This window comes from Streptomyces sp. ICC4 (genome assembly GCF_003287915.1).
GTDB lineage: Bacteria > Actinomycetota > Actinomycetes > Streptomycetales > Streptomycetaceae > Streptomyces > Streptomyces tritrimontium.
This window is the reverse complement of sequence record NZ_CP030286.1, coordinates 7,313,710-7,334,826: the sequence shown is the minus strand read 5'-3', so window position 1 is coordinate 7,334,826 and position 21,117 is coordinate 7,313,710. Positions and strand designations below refer to the sequence as shown.

At 72.0% G+C, this 21,117-nt stretch carries 19 protein-coding genes; 8 read left to right on the top strand and 11 right to left on the bottom strand.

The features are described from left to right. Positions 1–230 precede the first annotated feature (230 nt). The gene (locus tag DRB89_RS34415) at positions 231–1,802 is read right to left on the bottom strand and encodes an alpha/beta hydrolase (RefSeq protein ID WP_112450099.1); all 1,572 of its coding nucleotides are present in this window, start codon (positions 1,800–1,802) and stop codon (positions 231–233) included. A gap of 1,511 nt (positions 1,803–3,313) precedes the next feature. Here DRB89_RS34415 and DRB89_RS34400 point away from each other — a divergent pair. Together DRB89_RS34400 and DRB89_RS34395 are read left to right on the top strand one after the other, a co-directional pair. Next, positions 3,314–4,294, top strand: coding sequence for a fatty acid desaturase (locus DRB89_RS34400; protein WP_204357899.1), 981 nt, complete (start codon positions 3,314–3,316; stop codon positions 4,292–4,294). Continuing rightward, positions 4,294–4,965: a TetR/AcrR family transcriptional regulator gene (locus tag DRB89_RS34395; RefSeq protein ID WP_112452079.1), complete on the top strand. Its 672-nt coding sequence runs from the start codon at positions 4,294–4,296 to the stop codon at positions 4,963–4,965. Before DRB89_RS34400 ends, DRB89_RS34395 begins: the two co-directional genes overlap by 1 nt. Before the next feature lie 154 nt (positions 4,966–5,119). Here the strand turns inward: DRB89_RS34395 and DRB89_RS34390 are convergent, their stop codons facing one another. Next, positions 5,120–5,515, bottom strand: coding sequence for a VOC family protein (locus tag DRB89_RS34390; RefSeq protein ID WP_112452080.1), 396 nt, complete (start codon positions 5,513–5,515; stop codon positions 5,120–5,122). A 2-nt stretch (positions 5,516–5,517) separates the two neighbouring features. Next, positions 5,518–6,402, bottom strand: a complete 885-nt coding sequence (locus DRB89_RS34385; protein WP_112452081.1) for a trans-aconitate 2-methyltransferase — start codon at positions 6,400–6,402, stop codon at positions 5,518–5,520. A 161-nt stretch (positions 6,403–6,563) separates the two neighbouring features. On the opposite strand from DRB89_RS34385, the gene DRB89_RS34380 reads away from it, so the two are divergent. Next, on the top strand, positions 6,564–7,061 hold the full coding sequence (locus tag DRB89_RS34380; protein ID WP_112452082.1) for a MarR family transcriptional regulator: 498 nt from the start codon (positions 6,564–6,566) through the stop codon (positions 7,059–7,061). Here the strand turns inward: DRB89_RS34380 and DRB89_RS34375 are convergent. From DRB89_RS34375 to DRB89_RS34345, 6 genes are all read right to left on the bottom strand, one after another. Next, a complete protein-coding gene (locus DRB89_RS34375; RefSeq protein WP_112452083.1) occupies positions 7,020–7,862 on the bottom strand; it encodes a response regulator transcription factor in 843 nt (280 codons plus the stop codon). The two genes, DRB89_RS34380 and DRB89_RS34375, sit on opposite strands and share 42 nt — an antisense overlap. 467 nt (positions 7,863–8,329) lie before the next feature. Then, positions 8,330–9,313, bottom strand: a complete 984-nt coding sequence (gene galE / locus DRB89_RS34370) for a UDP-glucose 4-epimerase GalE (protein ID WP_112452084.1) — start codon at positions 9,311–9,313, stop codon at positions 8,330–8,332. Between the two features lie 99 nt (positions 9,314–9,412). Beyond that, complete coding sequence (locus tag DRB89_RS34365) at positions 9,413–10,102, bottom strand: LuxR C-terminal-related transcriptional regulator (protein WP_112452085.1); 690 nt, start codon at positions 10,100–10,102, stop codon at positions 9,413–9,415. Between the two features lie 138 nt (positions 10,103–10,240). Beyond that, positions 10,241–11,803, bottom strand: a complete 1,563-nt coding sequence (locus tag DRB89_RS34360; RefSeq protein WP_239516478.1) for a PQQ-binding-like beta-propeller repeat protein — start codon at positions 11,801–11,803, stop codon at positions 10,241–10,243. 202 nt (positions 11,804–12,005) lie between these two features. Next, a complete protein-coding gene (locus DRB89_RS34350) occupies positions 12,006–12,770 on the bottom strand; it encodes a DUF4239 domain-containing protein (protein WP_112449721.1) in 765 nt (254 codons plus the stop codon). A gap of 233 nt (positions 12,771–13,003) precedes the next feature. Then, positions 13,004–13,501 carry a GNAT family protein gene (locus tag DRB89_RS34345; protein ID WP_112449722.1) on the bottom strand — a complete coding sequence of 166 codons (498 nt, stop codon included), beginning with the start codon at positions 13,499–13,501 and terminating at the stop codon, positions 13,004–13,006. 206 nt (positions 13,502–13,707) lie between these two features. Here DRB89_RS34345 and DRB89_RS34340 point away from each other — a divergent pair, with 206 nt between their 5' ends. The 5 genes from DRB89_RS34340 (at position 13,708) to DRB89_RS34320 (ending at position 18,028) form a co-directional block, all read left to right on the top strand. After that, positions 13,708–14,529 (top strand): hypothetical protein, encoded by an 822-nt coding sequence (locus tag DRB89_RS34340; RefSeq protein ID WP_112449723.1) that lies wholly within the window; start codon positions 13,708–13,710, stop codon positions 14,527–14,529. A 204-nt stretch (positions 14,530–14,733) separates the two neighbouring features. Further along, entirely contained in the window at positions 14,734–15,417 is a 684-nt protein-coding gene (locus DRB89_RS34335; RefSeq protein WP_112449724.1) for a TetR/AcrR family transcriptional regulator, read from the top strand. 112 nt (positions 15,418–15,529) lie between these two features. Next, on the top strand, positions 15,530–16,513 hold the full coding sequence (locus DRB89_RS34330; RefSeq protein WP_112463561.1) for a DJ-1/PfpI family protein: 984 nt from the start codon (positions 15,530–15,532) through the stop codon (positions 16,511–16,513). 169 nt (positions 16,514–16,682) lie between these two features. Next, positions 16,683–17,297: an isochorismatase family protein gene (locus tag DRB89_RS34325; protein ID WP_112449726.1), complete on the top strand. Its 615-nt coding sequence runs from the start codon at positions 16,683–16,685 to the stop codon at positions 17,295–17,297. A gap of 164 nt (positions 17,298–17,461) precedes the next feature. Beyond that, entirely contained in the window at positions 17,462–18,028 is a 567-nt protein-coding gene (locus DRB89_RS34320) for a DinB family protein (protein WP_112449727.1), read from the top strand. A 170-nt stretch (positions 18,029–18,198) separates the two neighbouring features. On the opposite strand, the gene DRB89_RS34315 is transcribed toward DRB89_RS34320, so the two are convergent. Next, the gene (locus DRB89_RS34315; protein WP_239516476.1) at positions 18,199–20,100 is read right to left on the bottom strand and encodes an ABC transporter ATP-binding protein; all 1,902 of its coding nucleotides are present in this window, start codon (positions 20,098–20,100) and stop codon (positions 18,199–18,201) included. A 307-nt stretch (positions 20,101–20,407) separates the two neighbouring features. Beyond that, positions 20,408–21,106 carry a hypothetical protein gene (locus DRB89_RS34310; RefSeq protein WP_204358166.1) on the bottom strand — a complete coding sequence of 233 codons (699 nt, stop codon included), beginning with the start codon at positions 21,104–21,106 and terminating at the stop codon, positions 20,408–20,410. Positions 21,107–21,117: the final 11 nt, after the last annotated feature.

Sequence of the window (21,117 nt, the reverse complement as noted above, 5' to 3'; positions counted from 1 at the left end):
GGCGGGGCCGATCTAACCTCAGATCTAGTCAGGGCGACGCGAGAGCGTCTCGCTGGATCTTCTCGGTGACAGCCATCTGGTGAAGGGCCGGACAGCCACACGGTGGCCCGCCAGATGTTCGTCTCCGAGCACACCGTGCAGGACCACCTCAAGTCGGTGTTCGCCAAGACCGCGACGAACAACATCAGAATGCCGCTGGCCCGCGCACTCGGAACGCGAACCGCGGGCCGCTACCCCGCCTGCTTGACGCAGGTCTGGTCCCTCGCCGGCAGCTTGCCGGTGGCCAGGTACCGGTTGACCTGGTCGTCCACGCACGCGTTGCCGTAGCGCCCGAAGAGGGCGTGCCGGTTGGCGCCCTCGAGGGTGACCAGCCTGGAGCTCGGCAGCTGCTTGTGCAGCTCGACGCTTCCCTTGTACGTCGTACGCGGGTCACCGGTGGCGGCGACGATCAGTGCAGGGGCATCGCGCCGCACCCGGGTGGGCTCTTCGCGCGGCGAGTCCCAGAAGGCGCACGGGTTGATGTTGTTGGTCAGAGCGCCGAACAGCGGGTGCGCGGTGCGGTTGCGCTCGATGTCCCGCCAGTAGAGCTCGGGATCGCGCGCGGCGGCCACGTCCCCGCAGATCACGGCGGACTGCGCGCCGGTGGGCTCGCCCTCACCGCGCAGCACGTACCGGAGCTCCGGGACGAGCATCGGCGGCACCGTCGTCGGCCGGCCCTCCGCGGCTTTGGCCAGTACGGAAAGCAGCTCGCCGAACGACGCCCGCGCCGGGGCGGTGTCGTCCGCGATGCCCGAGAAGAGGAGGAGCGGCACCTGGCTGTCGTCGATCCGGAAGGCATCGGCGCCGGCGCCGATGGTCAGCGGACCGCGCGCGGCCGCCGCGACGATGCGGTCGACGGCGGCGAGCACCTCGGCGCGGCTGCGGCCGAGGCCGTAGGCGTCGTGGTGCTCCGCGGCCCAGGCGGCCCAGTCGGACAGCGCCTTCTCGTTCTCGCGTTCGGTGCCCTTCAGTAGCCGGGGGCGGTAGTCGCTCGGGTTGATCGCCCCGTCCAGCACCATCCGGTCGTGGCGGCCGGGGAACATCTGCGTGTAGACCGTGCCCAGGTAGGTGCCGTACGAGTAGCCCAGGAAGGAGATCTTCCGCTCGCCGAGCGTGCCGCGGATGACGTCCATGTCGCGGGCCGTGTTGCGGGTGGTGATGTGGGGGAGCACCGCGGCATCGGTGGCCCGGCACTTGTCGGCCAGGCTCTTCTGCAGGGCGACCTGGCGGTCGAAGCCCGCCCGGCCGGTGCCGGCGGACAGCCAGGTCATGCCGACGGGCAAGCCGCAGTCCAGCGCGGTGCTGCGCCCGATGAAGCGCGGGTCGAAGCCGACGATGTCGTAGCGCGCGCCGACCTCCTTCATCGACGCGCGGGCCTGCGGCGGGGACTGGAGCGCGGGACCGCCCGGACCGCCGTTGTTGAGGAGGATCGCGCCGATGCGGTGGCGGGCGTCGGTGGCCTTGAGCCGGGAGATCGCCACGGTGATCGTGCGCCCCCGGGGGTCGGCGTAGTCCAGGGGCACGGTTACGTCCGCGCACTGCACGCCTGCCTGGTCCAGATCGCGGCCCGTGGTGTCGTCGGGGCCCTTGATGCAGCTGCCCCAGTTGAGGTGTTGGTGGTAGTACCGGTCCAGTCCGGCCCCGGAGCTGTCCTGGGCGGGGGTCTCGGCGGCCGTGGCCAGGACGGGGGAGGACGTGAGGCAGGCGGCGAGGGTGAGGCCCACGGCCAAGGCGCGGCGTGCGGCGGGGCTGACAGTGGTCACGGGGTCTCCTTGAGCATCGTCCGCTTCGTGTGATCGCATGCCCCGAGGCTAGGAACCCGCCCTGGTACGGCACATCGCCCAAGGGCACGAGGACCCAGGTCCCGTTTATCCCTGGTCTGGGACCTGCGGCCCGGTCCCGCCTCCTCCTCCGGGAGGAGACCGTCGGCGGGGCTGCGCTGAGGGCCGTCCCGGCCACGCGCCTGCCGCAAGGGGAGATCGCCGCACTGGCATGCTGTCAGGGGTTCTTCGGCTCCAGAATCGAGACGACCCCGTGTCTGCTTCCCAGGATCCTCTGGCTCTTCACATCGGTCTTCACCGCCGCGGGATCGGTCATCGGCGTCGTCGCCTCCCTCAAGATCCGACGCGCCCGGTTCCTGCTGAGGGAGGGCAGTACTGCGAGGGGGTGGTGACCCGTCTTGAGGAGAGCCGGATCGCGCTGGCCTCGGATGCCGGCAGCACCAGGCGGAGCGTCGGAACCACCGTGTACTACCCGGTCATCACTTGGAGCACGGGCGACGGCCGCGCAATGGAAACCAGGACGAACATCGCTCGACCCAAGGACAGGACCCTTTCCGTCGGTGCCCGCGTCGAGGGCCGTTTTGGTGCCGGTCGGGTTGGCGTGTGTCTTTGTGATGGCTCGCAGTTCAGATGGGGAAAGCGGCCGAGACACGGGCCAGGTCTTGCGGTGTGAGGGCGAAGGCGTTGGACGGGTTGCGGTAGGAGTGCCCGCCGTCGTCCACGCGGACGCCGTTCTTGTTCGCCCAGTGCGAGGGTCCTGTTGCGCCCTGGCCGTCGGCTAGAGCGGTAGCGAGTCCTTCGGGGTCTTCAACGGTTGTCCGGGCAGCGAGGGCTGTCGTGAGGCGGCTTTTCGCGCCTTCTGGGGCGCGGTCGTCTCCAAGTGCCGGCAGCAGTAGCAGGAGTCGGCTGTCTGGGTCGGCGGTGCTGCCTCCCGGCAGCTGGTTGTCGGCGGCGGAGAGCAACTCGGGCCAGGATCACGGGCCGGGCCTTGCACACCGAGATCACCACCCGCGGATCCAACGGGTCCTACCTCCTGCTCGCCCCGGACAGTGCCCCTCCGCCGCCACTGCTACCGCCACCTTCCGTCCGGCAGGTCACCGGCTGGCTGACCCGCCATCCCGCCGTCCTTACCCCCGATGCGACCGTCCAACGCAAGGCCGTACTGGCCCACTGATGCGCGTCCTGTGCGCTCACCTCGACCGCCTGGAGGAGATGCGCAAGTCCCGACGGATCGTCGAGCAGTGCCTAGCCCGCGCAGCTCGCCATGGGCCCGACTCCTGGCGATCCAGGCACTGCTCGACGATCCGCAGGGACTGGCGCATCTCCTCGGGCCGATGGGCCCTCGCGTGCGGGTCGCGGGACACGGTGGGCTGGCGCGCTCCTCTTGCCGCGTGCGGGACCTTTGCCATACTTACGTTGCCGTAGGTTACGCGTCCGTAGAAAGTGTGGCCGGGCGGCGCGCCTGCCGACTCCTTCACCCTCAGGGGACCTCTATGACCATCAGTCCCGACGTGATCGAGGACGCCTCGGCGTCTTCCGGCGCGTCCGTGCCGTCCGCGACCCTGGGCGGTGAGAGCAAGCGGTCCGTCGAGCAGATCGCGCTGCTGCTGTTCATCACCGTCCCCTTCCTGGCACTGCTCGCGGTCGTTCCGCTGGCCTGGGGGTGGGGGGTGAGCTGGCTGGACGTGGGCCTGATGGTGTTCATGTACTTCCTGGCCTGCCACGGCATCACGATCGGTTTCCACCGCTACTTCACGCACGGTTCCTTCAAGGCGAAGCGGCCGCTGCGGATCGTGCTGGCGGTCATGGGGTCGATGGCGGTGGAGGGTCCGCTGGTGCGCTGGGTGGCCGATCACCGCAAGCACCACAAGTACTCGGACCACGAGGGCGACCCGCATTCGCCGTGGCGGTTCGGGGAGACGCTGCCGGCGCTGATGAAGGGCCTGTGGTGGGCCCACATCGGGTGGCTGTTCGACGAGGAGCAGACCGATCAGCAGAAGTACGCCCCGGACCTGATCAAGGATCCGGCGATCCGGCGGATCTCGCGGGACTTCGTCTTCTGGACGATGTTCTCCCTGGCGATCCCGCCGGTCGTGGGCGGTCTGGTGACGATGTCCTGGTGGGGGGCGTTCACGGCGTTCTTCTGGGGTTCGCTGGTGCGGGTCGCGCTGCTGCACCACGTGACGTGGTCGATCAACTCGATCTGCCACGCGGTGGGCAAGCGGCCGTTCAAGTCGCGTGACCGCAGCGGCAACGTGTGGTGGCTGGCGGTGCTCTCGTGCGGGGAGTCCTGGCACAACCTGCACCACGCCGATCCGACGTCGGCGCGCCATGGGGTGCTGCGCGGCCAGGTCGACTCCAGTGCCCGGCTGATCCGCTGGTTCGAGCAGCTGGGATGGGCGTCCGACGTGCGCTGGCCGTCCGAGGCCCGCCTCGACGCCCGGCGCAAGGAAGAAGCGTCGAACGCGGCATGATGGGGGGTGTGGCGATCGACGGCAGCAGTTCCAGCAGCGACAAGCCCAGGCGCGGCCGCCGGGTCCGGATGACGGGCGCCGAGCGGCGCCAGCAACTGCTGGACATCGGCCGCATCCTGTTCGCCGAGAAGGGCTTCGAGGGCACGTCGGTGGAGGAGATCGCGGCGAAGGCCGGGGTTTCCAAGCCGGTGGTGTACGAGCACTTCGGCGGCAAGGAGGGTCTGTACGCGGTCGTCGTCGACCGGGAGATGCGCCAGCTGCTGGACGGGGTGACGGGCGCGCTGACGGCCGGCCATCCGCGGGAGCTGCTGGAGCAGGCGGCGTTCGCGCTGCTGGACTACATCGAGAACTACACCGACGGGTTCCGGATCCTGGTGCGGGATTCGCCGGTGGCCCAGTCGACGGGCACCTTCGCCTCGCTGATCAGTGACATCGCCACGCAGGTCGAGGACATCCTGGGGCTGGAGTTCAAGGCCCGCGGCTTCGATCCGAAGCTGGCGCCGCTCTACGCGCAGGCGCTGGTGGGCATGGTGGCGCTGACCGGGCAGTGGTGGCTGGAGACGCGCCGGCCGAAGAAGGCGGAGGTGGCAGCGCACCTGGTGAACCTGGCCTGGCACGGGCTGGAGAACCTGGAGGCGAAGCCGAGGCTGGTGGGCCACCGCAAGAGCTGAGCACGCCCGTACGGGTCCCGTACGGGCGCGAGGTGCGACGGCGCCCCGTCACCGGATCTCCGGCGGCGGGGCGCCGTCGCGCGTACGGCAGCCCTCAGCCCAGGGGGGCCTGCGGGCTGTGCTCTTCCGGGCCGCGCTGCTCCAGGCCGTGCCGCTACGAGCTGCGCGGCTCCGAGCTGTGCTGCTCCACGCTGTGCTGCTCCAAAAACTCGAGCCGGTTGCCGACGGGGTCCTCGGAGTAGAAGCGGCGGTGCCCCGGCAGGTCGTCGTCCCAGACGACCTCGGCGCCCCGCTCCTCCAGTCTGCTCGCGTAGGCCTCGATGGCGGTGACCCTGAGCCCGGGGTGTGCCTTGCGGGCGGGGCGGAAGTCCTCCTCGACGCCGAGGTGGAGCTGGACGGGCCCGGCGGCGAACCAGCAGCCGCCGCGCGCCGCGAGCACCGGCGGCTTGGGGATCTCGGTCATGCCGAGGACGCCGGCGTAGTAGGCGCGGAGAAGGTCCTCCGCGCCGGGCGGCGCGGCGAGCTGGACGTGGTCGACTGCGGCGAGCATGGTCAGGACTCCTTGCGGGCGACGGCGAAGATGCGGCGGAACGGGAAGACGGTGCCGCGGGGTCCCGGCGGGTAGGCCTCGCGCAGCAGGGTGCGGTATTCGGTGAGGAAGGCGGCCTCGGCTTCGTGGTCGTCGCCCAGCGCGGTGAGGACGGGCCGCAGGGCGGTGCCCTTGACCCAGTCCAGGACGGGGTCGGGGCCTTCGAGGAGCTGGTGGTAGGTGGTCTCCCAGACGTCGGCGGCGCAGCCTAGCTCGGTGAACCGTTCCAGGTAGCCGCCGGGTTCGAGCATGTGGATGTAGCGGGCCCCGTGTCCGGCGAGCCGGGCCCGCCAGCGGGGGGCGTCGCACAGGTCGGCGAGGATCCGGTGGCTGGGGGCGCCGAAGTTGCCGGGGATCTGGAAGGCGAAGGTGCCGCCGGGGCGCAGTCCGTTGATCCAGGGGGCGAAGGAGGCCGCGTGGCCGGGGACCCACTGCAAGGCGGCGTTGGAGACGATCAGGTCGTAGGGCTCTTCGGGGAGCCAGTCGGCGAGGTCGGCGCGGTGGAAGTCGAGGAGGCCGCCGCCTTCGGTGGGTCCGGCGTGCTCGGCGCTCGCGCGGTGGAGCATTTCCGGGGAGAGGTCGTATCCGGTGATGCGGGCCTCGGGCCAGCGTTCGGTGAGCAGGGCGGTGACGTTGCCGGGACCGCAGCCGAGGTCGGCGATGCGGGCGGGCTTGGTGGGGAGCTCGGCTATGCGGCCGAGGAGGTCGAGGAAGGGCCGGGCCCGGTGGCCGGCGTGCCGGAGGTACTGCTGCGGGTCCCAGGTGGGGGCGGCCGGCGCGGTGGGGGCGGCGGCTGCCGGTGCGGGGTTCGACGCCGGAATCCTGGCCGACGCGGTATCGGAATGCATGTTCGGGCCTCCTTGCGGGCGGTGCGGTCGGAAGCGGAAGCTGCTCCGGCCCCCTCCATGCCCCCATGGTGCGCAATATATATCTCGACATCAAGATACACGAGATCGAGATACTCGGTTTGAAGAGACTTCACGTCGACAGACCCTTTACACTGATCGGCATGGAGGACGAGGTCGACCGACTGGTTGCGGCATGGCGGCGGGAACGCCCTGACCTCGACGTGGAACCGCTCGAGGTGCTCAGCCGCGTCAGCAGGCTCGCGCGCCACCTCGACCGGGCCCGCAGGCTGGCCTTCTCCGAGCACGGCCTGGAGCCGTGGGAGTTCGATGTCCTGACCTCGCTCAGGCGGGCCGGCGCGCCCTACCAGCTCTCCCCCGGGCAGTTGCTGACGCAGACTCTGGTCACCTCCGGCACCATGACCAACCGGATCGACCGGCTCGCCAAGAAGGGCCTCGTCGAGCGGCTGCCGGACCCCAACGACCGGCGCGGGGTCCTGGTCCGCCTCACTCCCGAGGGCCGCGACCGCGCCGACCAGGCGCTCGCCGGGCTGCTGGCCCAGGAACGGGCGATCCTGGCCCAGCTCTCGCGCACCCAGCGCGGCGATCTCGCGGCGCTGCTACGCCAGTTGACCGCTCCGTTCGACAACGTCCCCGGCTAGTCCGGACCCTGGCAGCCCGGACCCTGGCAGCCCGGGTCCCGACAGTCCGGCCCCCGGCAGTCCCGGCAGTCCCGGCAGGTCCGCGGGGCGTACGCCGGCCCGCCGGGCCAGGGCGACGGCCGCGAGCGTGGAGTGCACCCCGAGCTTGCCCAGCACGTTCTGCATGTGGGTGCGGACGGTGTGCGGGGAGAGGAACAGCCGCGCGGCCACGTCCTTGCGGCCCAGCCCCGCCACCATGCAGCGCAGCACCTCGTGCTCGCGGGGCGTGAGGGACTCCACGAGCCGCTCGCTGTCCGTACGGTGCTTGCGGGCGGCGGTCAGCTCCCGGAGGACTCCGGTGAGCAGCGCGGGCGGAAGGTGCGTCTCCTCGCGCAGGACTCCGCGCACGACGGCCAGCAGCCGCGAGAGGGAGCAATCCTTCGCCACCCACCCGGAGGCCCCCGCCTGGAGCGCGAGGGCGGCCCGGCGCGGATCGTCGCGCTCGGCGAGGACGACCGTGCGGACCCCGGGATGGGACACCCGTACGCCCGCCACGAGTGCGATTCCGTCGGCGGTGGCCGGTGGAGCGGCGGCGGGCTCCCGCTGGGCGGGGACGGCTCCGGCGACGGCGGCGAGGTCGGCGTCGACCAGCAGCACGTCGAACCGGCGGCCCTCGGCCGCGCCGCGTTCGAGGCAGCGCAGCGCGGCGGGGCCGCTGCCGGCCGCGGAGACGTCCACGTCCGGTTCGGCCGCGAGCGCGGCGGCGAGAGATTCGGCGAAGATGCGGTGATCGTCGACCACGAGTACCCGGATACGGACCACAAAACCCCCAAGGGTCGGGGAACGGACGACGGCGGGTACGGCGCCCGGACCGGGTGATCCGCAGGCGCCTCGGCCGCCGCCGTGACATCTCTGCACTACCCCGGACCGGACGTCGTACCCGACTTGTCTCGACCCCTGAATCAACACCGGCCCCCACCGGTGTCACGCATCAGCGTAGGCCCGGGGGAGGCTGGTGGTTGGCCGAATAGCAGAAGTTTTCCGAGCCATTTTCCGGTGAGGCGGCCGTTCAAGGCCTCCTGGCTGGCCGGAAATCACCCCTACCGCGATGCCGTGGGACATATCGCGGACGGTCGTGTGCCGCGGGCAGTTGCACGAGGTGTATTTCACCCGGCGTGCGCACGCCGGGCGCCCGCGCACGGCGCCCGGTCACGGCGCACCCCGAACGTGTGCGCGCCCCCGCACCGGGTGGGGGCGGGGGCGCGGAGCTCCGTAGGGATCGGGCCGCTTCAGCTGGTCCGGGCGCGCAGCGCGCGGGTGAAGTTCCAGGCGTCCGTCACGATCCCCGTGAGGTCCGAGCGCTCCGGGGTCCAGCCGAGGCGCTCGTGGGCCGTGCGGGCGGAGGCGACGAGCACCGCGGGGTCGCCGGCCCGGCGCGGGGCGACGACCTCGGGGATCTGCTCCCCGGTGACCTTGCGGACGGTCTCGATGACCTCGCGGACCGAGAACCCGTTGCCGTTGCCGAGGTTGCACACCAGGTGCTCGCCCGCCGCCGCGGCCCGCAGCGCCGCCAGGTGGGCCCGCGCCAGGTCGGCGACGTGGATGTAGTCCCGCACGCAGGTGCCGTCCGGGGTCGGGTAGTCCTCGCCGAACACCGAGATCGACTCCCGCTCGCCGAGGGCCACTTGCAGCACCAGCGGGATCAGGTGCGTCTCGGGGTCGTGGCGCTCGCCGAACTCGCCGTAGGCGCCGGCCACGTTGAAGTAGCGCAGCGACACCGCCGCGAGGCCGTGCGCCACGCACTCCCCCGCGATCATGTGGTCGACGGCGAGCTTGGAGGCGCCGTACGGGTTGGTCGGCGCGGTGACCGAGGACTCGGTCAGCGGTCCGCCGGCCGGCTCCCCGTAGGTGGCGGCGGTGGAGGAGAACACCAGCGTGCGCACGCCCGCCCCGCGCATCGCGGCGAGCAGGGCCATGGTGCCGCCGACGTTGTTCTCCCAGTACTTGCCGGGGTTCACCACCGACTCGCCGACCTGCGAGGAGGCGGCGAAGTGCAGGACCCCGTCGAAGGAGGAGTCCAGGTGGTCGGCGGCGTCCTGGATGCGGCCCTCGATGAACGTGGCGCCGGCCGGCACCCCGGAGCGGAAGCCGGTGGAGAGGTCGTCGAGGACGACCACCTCGTGGCCCGCTTCCAGGAGGTGGGCCGCGACGACGCCGCCCACGTATCCGGCGCCGCCGGTGACCAGGTATTTGGAAGGTGCCGTCTTGCTCACGTGCCCACTGCCTCTCGCGCGAGAACGCACGCGCGATGCGTCGCGTGCTGGTCTCCGGCTTACCGGATCGCGCCGCCCGGGGGAAATCCGCGGCACGGATCAGGACGAAGCGGCCCCGGTCGGCGGCAGTCCGGCCCGCTCCAGCAGCCCGGTGCGGGCGGCCAGCGCGGCCGCTTCCAGCCGGGACCCCACGCCGAGCTTCATCAGCACCCGCTGCACGTGCGTGCGCGCGGTGCTCGGCGCGATGGCCATGCCCGCGGCGATGAGCCGGGTGTCCTCGCCCTCGGCGACCCGGACCAGCACTTCCACCTCGCGCGGGGTGAGCATCCGCAGCAGCCGGCTGCCCTCGTCGTCGGGCTGGGCGGCGGGGTTGAGCAGTTCCGCGAAGGCGCCCTGCAACAGCTGCGGGGCGATGGCGACTTCCCCCGCGCGCGCCTTGGCCAGGGCCCGCTCCACGCCCTCGATGCGCTCGTCGTGGCGGACGTACCCGGAGGCTCCGGCGGCGAAGGCGGCGGCGATGCCGCGCGGGCTCGGCACGGGGCCCAGGACGACCACGGCGATCTGCGGGCGCTCGCGCTTGATCCGGACGATCGGCTCGAAGACCCCGGGCTCGGCGGGCGTGGCCGTGCCCAGCAGGCAGACCTCGGGGGCGCGGCTGATCACCAGCTCGGCGGCGCCGGCGGCCGGCGCGGCGGCCGCCAGGACCCGGTGGCCGCGCAGTTTCAGGGCCGAGGCGAGCGCCTCGGCCAGCAGCCGGTGCTCGTCGACCACCATGACCCGTACGCCCATCGCAACCCACCCCCCACCCTTCTGCCCCGGCAAGCTACACGCTTGTTCGACGGCGCGGTGCGGATACCGCGCAGAAGCCCCCGGAAGGACGGACCTTCCGGGGGCTTCGGGCGCTTCTGGGTGATTGCGGGTGGCCGGTCAGCCCGTCTTGAAGGAGACGACGATGTAGTTCGGGTCGCTGGCCACGGAGGACTTGGTCATCACGGAGGTGGCCGCGATGAAGAGCCTGCCGTTCTGGTAGTGGTACTCGGCGCGGTCCGGCACGAACTGGGTCTCGGCGCGCTGCGATTCCTTGGTCGCCGGGTTCTGCATCAGGACCGTCTGCTTCATCTCCTTGGGCTCGATGGAGACGATCTGGCCGCCCCCGTCGTAGGGCGGGACCTTGTAGGCGATGAGGTTCGGCCCGTCCATGCGGATCGGAAAGATCTTGAAGCGCTCACCGGCGTCCGAGCGGTCGGCGGTCTGCTTGCCGGTCTCCAGGTCGAAGGAGACGATCTCGTTCGTGCGCCCGTACTCGGCCGCGCCCTTGTGCTCCTGGCTCGGCATGTAGATCTTGCCGTTGCCGACCACCATGTGGGTGCAGTCCTCGACCTCGGTGGAGCTGCACCTGGGTGCGTAGTTGCCCGAGGTGAGCGGGATGCGCGTCTTGAGCGCACCGGCGTCGTCGAGGACGAAGAGGTCGCTGACGCCGGTGGCGTCCTTCGCGGTCTTGTTGATGTTCACCGCGACGATGAGCGGCTTGGTCGAGGCGATCTGGGCGAACTCGACGCCCGCGGGGAGCTTGTACGAGAACTTCGCCGCGCCCGTGACCGGGTCGAGGGCCTGGGCGTACAGGACCCGGGTCGAGCTGCCGCACTTGCGGATCACGGCGAGGGCCGGGCCGCCGCCGTAGCCCATGTCCTCGCAGCCCTCGGCATCGGTCTTGGGCGCCCACAGCGCCTTGCCGTCGGCGAGGTTCCAGGCGGCGCCGCCGCCGGTGCCGCCCGCGGCGACGGTCTGGCCGCTGAGGGTGATCTCTTCGAAGTTGACGGCCTTGTCGCCGCCGGTCTGGGACTTGGCGCTGGCGGACCACAGGAGCTTGCCGCTGACCAGGTCGATGACGCCGGCCTGGTTGCACGGCTGGTACTTCTTCTCCGCCGTCGGCATGGCCTCGTCGAAGAGGATCGCGGCCTTGTTGTCGGAGGCGTAGCGGCTGGCTCCGCAGATGTTGCCCTTGAGCGGGGTCTCCCACGCCTTGGAGCCGTCGGTCAGCTTGTAGCCGACGACCTTGCCCACATCGGACTTCACGTACGTGGTGTCCGTGACCCAGGAGCCCTTGATCTGGACGATCTCGGTCGATTCCGGCTCCGGGATGTTGAGGAACGTCTTCGACTTGATGCTGGCGGGGACCTTCTCGGAGCCGCCGGCGCCGGACTGGCCCTTGTCGCCGCCCGCGCCCGGGCTCGCGCTGCCTTCGGCGACGGGCTGCTCGCCGCCGCCGTCGCCGTCGTCGGAGACGTACCAGAAGCCGCCGCCGATGATGAGGGCGATGGCCAGGAGGGCCGCGCCGACGATCATCAGCTGGGTGCGCACGTCGTTGCCGCCGGAGCCGGCCGCGGGTCCGGCCGGGGCCTGGGCCGCGTACATGGGCGCGGTGACGGGCTGCTGCGGCGGGTGGCCGTAACCCGCCTGCGGATAGCCGTAGCCCTGTCCCTTCTCCACCTCCGAACCTGCCCGCCAGCCACCATGGGCACGTCATTGTGGTTCGCGCCGTGCGGCGCCGCGGACGCCGGGGCGCTGGTCGAGGTGTTCCGGGATCCGGCGCTGCGGCACTGGCTGACGCGGCACGTCGACGGCGTCGAGGACGCGCGGAGCTGGCTCGGGGAGCAACGGCTCGGGTGGGCGAGCGGGAAGCGGGGAGGGCTCAGATGCCGTGCGAGGTGACGAACGCCATCCGGCGCAGTGCCTCGTGGAAGGCGTCGGGCTCGACGTGGACCCCCGACGCGTAGGCGTGGTTGAGCTGGAGGACCAGCCAGACCCCGTAGCCGCAGACGGCGCCGAGGGCGGCGATGCCGAGGATCCCCCGGATGCCCTTGGGCCAGCCGATGAGGACCAGGAAGCCCACGGACAGGGCGGCCGCGCCGATCAGGGTGACCACCATGATGGACGGGAGCCCGCCCTGGATGTCCGCCACCCGGACCCGGCGCTGCGCCAGCAGCCGGTTGATCGCGTCCCTGGAGTCGTCCACGGCCTTGGGCGGGGTGTCCGCCGGGATCTTGGCCACCAGCTGGTAGAGCCCGTAGACCATGGCCCAGGTCTCGTCGTCCGTCTGGCCGTCCCGCATCTTCGGCCATTCGCGCTCGATGACCATGTGTGCGTACTTCTCGGAGTGGCCGCGCACTTCCGCCTTCGTCTGCGCCGGCATCCGGTCGGCCGCCAAGTACAGGTCTATGAGGGCGCCGGCCTCGGCGTAGTTCCCCTTGCGGGCGACGGCCAGGTCCTGGGCCGAACTCACCATCAGGAAGGCCAGGGTGAGGATGAAGAAGGAGAAGACCACTCCGGCGGCGGTACCCACGGCCGGGCCCGCGTCCGGCATGCCGCGGTGGCGCGCCAGGTAGTGGCCCAGCCGCGCCGCGGCGACGGCGATCAGGGCGGCTCCGATGACGGCGATGACGGCGACAACAACCATGGGGTCGAGGACTCCTCGGTGCGGGGGCCGGCCGGCAGCACTCGCTGCCGGTGATCAACACCCTCCGTGATCATTGCCGCCCGCGCGCGCCGGGCGCACCGATGGGGTGAAGCACCGTATCCGACGGACCGTCCGACCACCCGTACTCCGGCTCGTACGCCGCCTCGTACTCCGCCTTGTACTCCGCCTCGTACTGCGGCTCATCCGCCGGCTCGGTCCGCCCGCCGGGCGGGTCAGCCCGCGGCGGGGAGCGCGCGCCGGTAGCTCCGCCCGGGGCGGCCGTCGACGGTGAGGTCCCCCGTCGGCGTGAAGCCGGACCGGCGCAGGACAGCCGCGGACGCCGCGTTGTCCAGGGTGGTCACCGCGGTGAGGGTGCGGAGCCCGTACGGCGAGGCGGCGAGCAGGCAGACTTCCCCGACGGCGGCCGTGGCCGTACCGCGGCCCGCCGCGCGTTCCCCGATGCGGTAGCCGAGTTCGGCGGTGCCTTCCTCGACGTCGACGAGGTTGACCCGGCCGACGAGGGCTCCGTGCTCGTCCAGGACGACATGGAAGTGGCACGTGCCCGCCTCCTGTTCGGCGAGCAGCGCGCGGTGGCGTGCCTCGAACCCGGTGAAGGTGAAGTACGTGTCGCCCCGGTCCGGTACGGAGCGGGCGAAGTACTCCCTGTTCTCCTGCTCGAAGGCCAGCAGGATGTCTCCGTGTTCGGCGCGGAGCCGCTCCAGTCGCAGCATGCGCCGAGCCTATACGGGCCGCCCGGGCGGCCTCCAGGCGATTTCCCGGGGCGCCGCGAGGAGCATCGTGGGGCGCGCGCCGTACCGGGCGCCGGGACGGGAGGATCGGCCTGACCGCCGGAGTGTCGTAGGGGCGTGCGACGATGTTTTCCGGTTCGGGAGGGGATACGGGCCGGACCGAGTCAACACACGGCCAAGGGGTGGGAATGAAGACAGGGAAGGTCGCCGCGGGCATCACCGCGGCACTGATCGTGACGGTGGGCCTGAGCGGCTGTACGGCCGGCTCGTCGGTGGGCAAGCAGGCCGCCGACACGGCGGAGACGCTGGTCGCGACGCTCACGAAGGCTTCCGACGAAGCTTCGAAGGCGGGCTCGGCCAAGGTCAAGATGACCGTGTCCACACCGGACACGGGTGGCAAGCCGGTGCTGATGGAAGGCGTCTACTCGTGGGGCAACGGCCTCGCGATGGAGGCCGAGATGCCGGCGAAGGACCTCGAGATGGAGGACCTGGTCGCCGACGGCACGGTCACGATGCGGCTCGTGCAGGGTGCGTACTACTACGGTGTCGACCCGGCCTCGGAGGGTCCGTTCAAGGGCAAGAGCTGGCTGAAGGTCGAGGCCTCGGCCATCCTCGGCGACGCGGGCGCCTCCGCCATGAACGCGGGCAACAACGACCCGACGGCCGGCCTGAAGACCCTCAAGTGGGCCAAGGACGTCAAGAAGGTCGGCACGGAGACCGTCAACGGCAAGAGCGCGGTCCACTACCGCGCCACCATCCCCAAGGAGAGGATGGGCGACGCCGCTTCCGTGTTCGGCGCGGTGGGCGGCGGCAGCGCCGACGGGCTCGTCGCGGACGTCTGGGTCGACGACAAGGGCATGCCCGCGCGGCTGACCCAGACCTACGGGGACGTCAGCGGGGACGTGGAATTCCTGTCCTTCGGCGTCGCGCAGGACATAGCCGTCCCGCCGGCCGCCGACACGGCCGACATGACGGACCTCGTCAAGAACGGCGGCGCGGGCCAGGTCTGAGGCGCGGGCCCAGGGGACTCACGGGACCCACGAGCCCACGGGTCCACGGGTCTCGTACGGAGGCTGCGCGGGTGTGGCCTCGGCCTGCCGCGCAGCCCCGCCGGGGGCGACCGGGGCAACCAGGGCAGCGGTGCGTAACGCACGGTTCGGTCCATATACTGAGACCGCACGCACCGCCATCGCGCTGACGCGAAGGACCGCCCCATGGAAGCCGAGACGGCGAACGCCACGGACGAGTACGGCATCCCGGTCGCCCCCGGCCTCCCTGACGCCGCCCGGCGCAAGCGGCAGGCGATCATGGAGGCGGCCGCCGCCGAGTTCCTGGCCGAGGGCTATTCCGCCGCTTCCATGGACTCGATCACCAGCCGCTCCGGGGTGTCCAAGGCCACGGTCTACAAGCACTTCGGCAACAAGGAGCGCCTGTTCCTCGCCGCCATCGGCGGGATCCTGCGGCGCACGTACGCCGGCCTCGAGCCGTACGGCTCCACGATCGCGGAAGCCGGCGATTTGCGCGGCGCCCTGATCGGCGCCACCCGGGACTGGGCCGCGCTGCTGCTGCGCCCCGACATCGTGTCGCTACGGCGCCTGGTCATCGGGGAGACCGACCGTTTCCCGCAGCTCGGCCGGCTCTGGTACGACCTCACGTACGACATGTGCGACGGCCCCCTCACGGAGGCCGTCGCAGCCCTCGGTCGGAGCGGGAAGCTGGACGTGCCCGACCCCGTGCTCGCCGTGCGGCAGCTCGTCGCCACCACCGTGGGCGTCCCGCAGCTGGTCCACACCTTCCTGCCCGACACCGAGACGGATCCGGCGGAGCTCACCCGCGTCGTCACCTCGGGCGTGGACCTGTTCCTGGCCCGGTACGCCACTCCCACAGATTGCCGATGAGGGCCGGCGTTTCCACCTCCGTCCGCCGTCCCCACGGCCCCGCCGTCCACGTGTCCGGATGTGACAGAAGACCGTCATTGCGGATGTGAGGGGCGGGGGGAACCATGGGGTCATGCCCAGCAACCGCCGCATCGTCATCGTGGTCTTTCCGGACGTCGACCTCCTCGACGTGACGGGTCCGGCCGAGGTGTTCGCCCTGGCCAACCGCGAGACCGAGGGCCGCGCGGGCTATCAGGTGCAGTTGGCGGGCCCCTCGCGCGGCGCGGTCACCACGGCGGCCGGGGTCCGGCTGCTGGCGGACCTCGCCTTCGACGAGGTGAGCGGCGTGCTGGACACGCTGCTCGTGCCCGGCGCGGTCGACCTGCGCCCGCAGGGCCCGGTCGCCCGGGTCGACCGGGACGTCGTGGAATGGGTCAGGGTGACCGCGCCGCAGGCCCGCCGCGTGGCGTCGGTGTGCGTGGGCGCGCACCTGCTGGCCGCCGCCGGGCTGCTGGACGGGAAGCGGGCGACCACGCACTGGTCGACCGCGGCCCAACTGGCCGCCGAACACCCGGAGGTGACGGTCGACGCGGACCCGATCTTCGTCAGGTCCGGGAAGGTGTGGACCGGCGCGGGGATCAGCGCCTGCATGGACCTCGCGCTGGCGATGGTGGCCGAGGACCTGGGCGAGCAGGTCGCCCTCGCGGTGGCCCGGCAGCTGGTGATGTACCTCAAGCGCCAGGGCGGGCAGAGCCAGTTCTCGGTACCGCTGAGCCGGCCCGCCGGGTCCAGGCGGGACATCGAGGAACTGCGGACGTACATCGCGGAGCACCTCGAAGCCGATCTGTCCACGGTGGCGCTGGCCGGGCGGATGGCGCTGAGCGAGCGGCACTTCGCGCGGGTCTTCCGCAAGGAGACCGGCACCAGCCCGGCCTCGTACGTCGAGGCCGTCCGGGTGGAGGCGGCGCGGCGTCTGCTGGAGAGCACCGACCAGCCACTGGACCGGCTCGCCGCCGCCTGCGGATTCGGCTCCGCGGAGACCTTGCACCGGGCGCTGCGCAAGCAGATCGACACGACGCCCGCCGCCTACCGCCGCCGCTTCCGCACGACCGCCTGACCCCCGCTCCACCCCTACGCGTCACACATCCTCGCCCCTTCTCCCTCCTCTCCTCTCTCCTCTCCTCTCTTCCACGGTCGCGGGCACCGCGCGGGCCGTGCGGCTTCGCCGTGCCCTCGTGCGCCATGCCCTCCATCCCTGCTTGCCCTTCCCGAAAGGAACCCTTCCCATGAACGCTCCGCTCACCGCTTCGCCGACGCTGCGCGAGATCTTCGGACTCGACTCCGGTCTGCCCCGGCTCGCCGACACCGCTCTCGTCATGATCGATTTCCAGAACACCTACACCGCCGGGGTGCTGGAGCTGGAGGGCGTACGGGAGGCCCTCGCGGCCGGTGCCCGGCTGCTCGCCGCCGCCCGCGCCGCCGGGATCCCCGTGGTCCACGTCGTGAACGACTCGGGCTGGAACTCCCCCTACGACATCCGTGCGGAGATCGGCGCCATCTGCGCGGAGGTCGCCCCCGTCGACGGGGAGCCCGTCGTGGTCAAGGAGTTCCCCGACGCCTTCCACGACACCGTCCTGGAGAAGGTGCTGCGCGAGCTGGGGGCGGGGACGGAGCTGGTGCTGGCCGGCTTCATGACGCACATGTGCGTCGTCTTCACCGCCCACGGTGCCATCACCCGCGGCTACCGGCCCACCGTCGTCGCCGAGGCCACCGCCACCCGCCCGCTGGCCGGCCCCGACGGCACCGTCGTCCCGGCGGCCGCCCTGCAGGCCGCCTCGCTGGTCACGGTCGCCGACCGGTTCGGCGCGGTCGCGCCCACGGTGGACTCCCTCATCGGCTGACACCACCACCACGACGGCCGCCGCTCCCGGACCGCGGACCGGGAGCGGCGGCTGCGCGACAAGACCGGGCGGGGGCGTGACGAGTTCCGCCCCTCACCATCGGGGGGAGAACGGAGAACACCGCGACGAAATCCACTGGCGGGTCCGGTCCCCCGAGGGCGAGCATGGGGCACATGAGTGATCAACCCGAGCGATGGACCCAGGCGACCGTCTACCCCGACATGTGGGCGGACCCGGCCGACGACCCCCGCAACAACGAGGACAGCCCGGACGGCGAGCTCGCCACGCTGCTGGACTTCCTCGCGAACTACCGCATCACCCTGCGGATGAAGTGCGAGGGCCTGGATCCGGAGCAGCTGGCCCGCCGGGCGGTCCCGCCGTCGACGATGTCGCTGCTCGGCCTGCTCCGGCACCTCGCCGAAGTGGAACGGGACTGGCGCAACTGGATCAGCGACGGTGATCCGCTGCCGAAGCTGTACGGCAAGAAGGACGCCGACTTCGAGGGGGCCGTCGCCGAGCAGGCCGTCGTCGACGCCGCGTACGCCGATCTGGCGCGCGAGCAGGCCGAGGTCGACGCCGCGCTCGCCGGGCACCCGGATCTGGGCGAGCGGCTGGGCAAGGACCGGATCGCGGTGCGGGAGCTGATCGTGCACCGGATCGAGGAGTACGCCCGGCACTGCGGGCACGCCGACCTGCTGCGCGAGTGCGTCGACGGCAGGGTGGGCCAGTGAGGTTCCGCCGGTGAGGTTCCGCCGGTGAGGTCCCGCCTGTGAGGTCCCGCCGGTGAGGTCCCCGAGCGCCGGGCGCTGAGCACGCGCCCGCGGCCGGCGGGCACCGCCCCCGCGATCCGCGGCGCTCCGGGGGGAGCGGCCGCGAGCGCGGGGGCGGTCTCGGTCAGCCGTCAGCGGTCCTGGGAGAGGCCGTACAGCTCGGCGAACGTGCCGCCGAGGGCGGTCAGTTCGGCGAAGGTGCCGGTCTCGGTGATCCGGCCCTTCTCCAGGACGATGATGCGGTCGGCCAGCCGGCAGTTCTCCAGCCGGTGCGTGACGATCATGGTGATCCGGTCGTCCTTCATCTCCCGCAGCCCGGTGAAGATCCGGTGCTCGCCGCGCGCGTCCATGGCCGAGGTCGGCTCGTCCATGATCAGGAGCCGGGGCCGGCGGTGGAAGGCCCGGGCGCAGGCCAGGCGTTGCCACTGGCCGCCGGAGGGCTCGTGGCCGCCCCACAGCGAGCGGGCCAGCAGGGTGTCGAGGCCCTGCGGGTACTCCCGTACCGCCTCGCCCAGGCCCACCGCGGCCAGCGCTTCCCACACCGCCTCTTCACCGCGCTCGCCGGGCTGGCCGAGGGTGATGTTCTCGCGGGCCGCGAACGGCCACTGCGCATAGGACTGGGCGACCAGCCCGACGTGCGTCCACAGGGTCCGCTGGTCGTGGTCCCTGGTCGGGACCCCGTCCCAGTACGCCTCCCCGCCGCTCGGCACGGTGAGGCCGGTCAGCAGCCGGATGAGGGTGGACTTGCCCGCGCCGTTCTCGCCGACGACGGCCACGATCTCGCCCCGCGTCAGGGACAGGCTGACCGGGCCGAGCGCCGGGACCTCCTTGCCCGGGTAGGTGTACGAGGCGTCCTCCAGGCTGACTTGCAGTGGCGGCGCGGCCGCCACGGCGCCCCGGGTGGCCCCGAGTTCGCGCGCCCGGTCCAGGAAGAGGCGATAGTCCTCCAGGTAGAGGGCGTGCTGGAACATGGCGGCCCCGTACACGACGAGGCTGGACAGGGCGGAGGCCGAGGTCCGCATGGCGACGATGGCGGTGCCGGCCGCCGCGAGGGCCATGGATCCGGTGAGGACGAGCGCGGCGAGCGCCGCCCAGGTGCCGACCTGGAAGAGGCCGCCGAGGGCCGCGGCCAGGAGCGAGACGCGCAGGTAGCGCGGGGCGGAACCGACGAGTTTGGCGTCGATCCGGGCGCAGACGGCGGCGTACCAGGCGTGCGCGTAGGGGCGCATGGAGTTGCAGCGCAGCTCGTCGCCGAGCTTGTGGGTGGTGAGGTACCAGCGCATCATGCCCCGGATGTTGCGCGAGGCGATCGTCTCGTTGTGCAGGGCGTAGTCCAGGCGGGCGGCGATGACGGCGCCCATGCCGCGGGGTACCACGCAGAGCAGGAGCAGCGGCATCAGCACGGGGTGGACGACGGCGAGGACGCCGGCGACGGCCAGGAGGTTGATCAGGCCGTTGGTGAAGGCCATGGCGTCCTTGACGAGCATGGACGAGCGGGCGGCGCCGATCTCGGCGGCCTCCGAGCGGTCGGAGAACCCGGGCTCGTCGTAGGCGGAGACCTCCACGTCCATGTGGGCGTCGACCATCTCCAGGTCGGCCGTCGTGCTCAGCCGCGGGGTGAGCCGGCGGGCCGCGCTGCCGGCGGCGATCTCGGCCGTGGTCCCGGCCCCGGCCGCCACCATCGCGATCGCCAGCGGCCAGGCGGCGGCCGTGACGCGCTCCGTGGCGTCGCCCGCCGCGAGCAGCGGGCCCATGGCGTCGGCGACCCCGGCGAGGGTGGCGGCCGTACAGGCCCCGGCGATGATCTGGCCGCCCAGCAGCCAGGCCACGGAGGCCCGGTCGATCCGCCAGGCCATCCGCGCGGTCTGGGCGAGCGCGGCGGGCAGCCGTGCGGCCATCTCCCGGAGCGAGAGGTGCTCCATGGCCCGGTTGTGCGCGCCCCAGGCGAAGGTGAACTCGGGCGGGTCGGCGGCCTCCGGTTCGCGTGGTGCGGGCACCGTTCCCCGTGCCGTGCGTTCCGTCTTCTCAGCCACGTGCGGCTCCTTCACGTCGTCGTCGAAACACGGCGGTCCCCCGCCGCGGACCCGCGCCACGGCATGGCGGAGCGGGGCCGCGAAGCGCCCTGGAGGAACCGTTGAGTGAGGGAGTACATCCGAGCCCGGGGAGCGGAGTAACGAGAACCGGCCTTCGTGCCGGACCGGGGGGCGCGGCCGCGCGGGGCACCGGGGACGGACGTCCGGTGCCCGCCCGGGGGCGAGAACGGCCGGATACCGACGGGGCGCGGGGGAAATGCCTTGCACTCCCCCGGCCCGCGCCGGGAAGGTCGGGACGGCGTGAGGGTCACGCCCGATCCCGGCCGGGGCGGGGCGGCCGCGCGCCGACGGGATGAAGTTTCCCGGGCTTTCGCCCCGGGCGGCGCATGCCGCGGAAGGAACGGTCGTACGGGGCCCTCAGACTCCCCGTGTGCGGGCGGGCGCCGGCGCCGGCCGGACGGAACGGGAGGCAGGTTTCGTGTTGGTTAAGGGGCAGAGTGGGGGGCGGGCAGGCATTCCTTGCCGCGAGTGCGGGCGTCCAGTCATAGGCGAGCTGGCCGCCTCCGGGCTGGAACCGCTTCAGCTCCCCGCCCCCGCTGCCGTAGAAGAAGGACCAGACCCCGCCGGTCTGGTTGTCGAAGTAGAACCCGCCGCCGTTCCAGTTCGACACCGAGTAGCGGTGACAGGCGTCCAGGTAGAAGATCTTCCAGTCCGAACTCGTCGGGTCCCAGACGAGGGTGCACAGGTTCCCGCTGGCGCAGCCGTAGCCGCCGCCCGGCGGTACGTGGCCGCTGGGGGCGTACGGCGAGATGCCCGGGGAGGCGGCGGCCAGGGCCGCCGAACGGTCGGCGGCCGCCGGGGCGGCCGGGGCGGTCAGGACGACGCGGGCCGCAGCCGTGCTCTGCTCCGAGGGTGCGGCCGCCTGGGCCGGGGCGGTGGTGAAGGCCGCTGCGCACAGCATCGCGCAGACGCCGGCCGTGCCGAGGATGGATCGCTTGACGCGCATCGTGAAACCCC

Bases quoted from the DNA above. Each gene is read 5' to 3' on its own strand.
- DRB89_RS34400 (WP_204357899.1), top strand. From the start codon at position 3,314: ATGACCATCAGTCCCGACGTGATCGAGGACGCCTCGGCGTCTTCCGGC.
- DRB89_RS34395 (WP_112452079.1), top strand. From the start codon at position 4,294: ATGGGGGGTGTGGCGATCGACGGCAGCAGTTCCAGCAGCGACAAGCCC.
- DRB89_RS34390 (WP_112452080.1), bottom strand. From the start codon at position 5,515: ATGCTCGCCGCAGTCGACCACGTCCAGCTCGCCGCGCCGCCCGGCGCG.
- DRB89_RS34385 (WP_112452081.1), bottom strand. From the start codon at position 6,402: ATGCATTCCGATACCGCGTCGGCCAGGATTCCGGCGTCGAACCCCGCA.
- DRB89_RS34380 (WP_112452082.1), top strand. From the start codon at position 6,564: ATGGAGGACGAGGTCGACCGACTGGTTGCGGCATGGCGGCGGGAACGC.
- DRB89_RS34365 (WP_112452085.1), bottom strand. From the start codon at position 10,102: ATGGGCGTACGGGTCATGGTGGTCGACGAGCACCGGCTGCTGGCCGAG.
- DRB89_RS34350 (WP_112449721.1), bottom strand. From the start codon at position 12,770: ATGGTTGTTGTCGCCGTCATCGCCGTCATCGGAGCCGCCCTGATCGCC.
- DRB89_RS34345 (WP_112449722.1), bottom strand. From the start codon at position 13,501: ATGCTGCGACTGGAGCGGCTCCGCGCCGAACACGGAGACATCCTGCTG.
- DRB89_RS34340 (WP_112449723.1), top strand. From the start codon at position 13,708: ATGAAGACAGGGAAGGTCGCCGCGGGCATCACCGCGGCACTGATCGTG.
- DRB89_RS34335 (WP_112449724.1), top strand. From the start codon at position 14,734: ATGGAAGCCGAGACGGCGAACGCCACGGACGAGTACGGCATCCCGGTC.
- DRB89_RS34330 (WP_112463561.1), top strand. From the start codon at position 15,530: ATGCCCAGCAACCGCCGCATCGTCATCGTGGTCTTTCCGGACGTCGAC.
- DRB89_RS34325 (WP_112449726.1), top strand. From the start codon at position 16,683: ATGAACGCTCCGCTCACCGCTTCGCCGACGCTGCGCGAGATCTTCGGA.
- DRB89_RS34320 (WP_112449727.1), top strand. From the start codon at position 17,462: ATGGGGCACATGAGTGATCAACCCGAGCGATGGACCCAGGCGACCGTC.
- DRB89_RS34310 (WP_204358166.1), bottom strand. From the start codon at position 21,106: ATGCGCGTCAAGCGATCCATCCTCGGCACGGCCGGCGTCTGCGCGATG.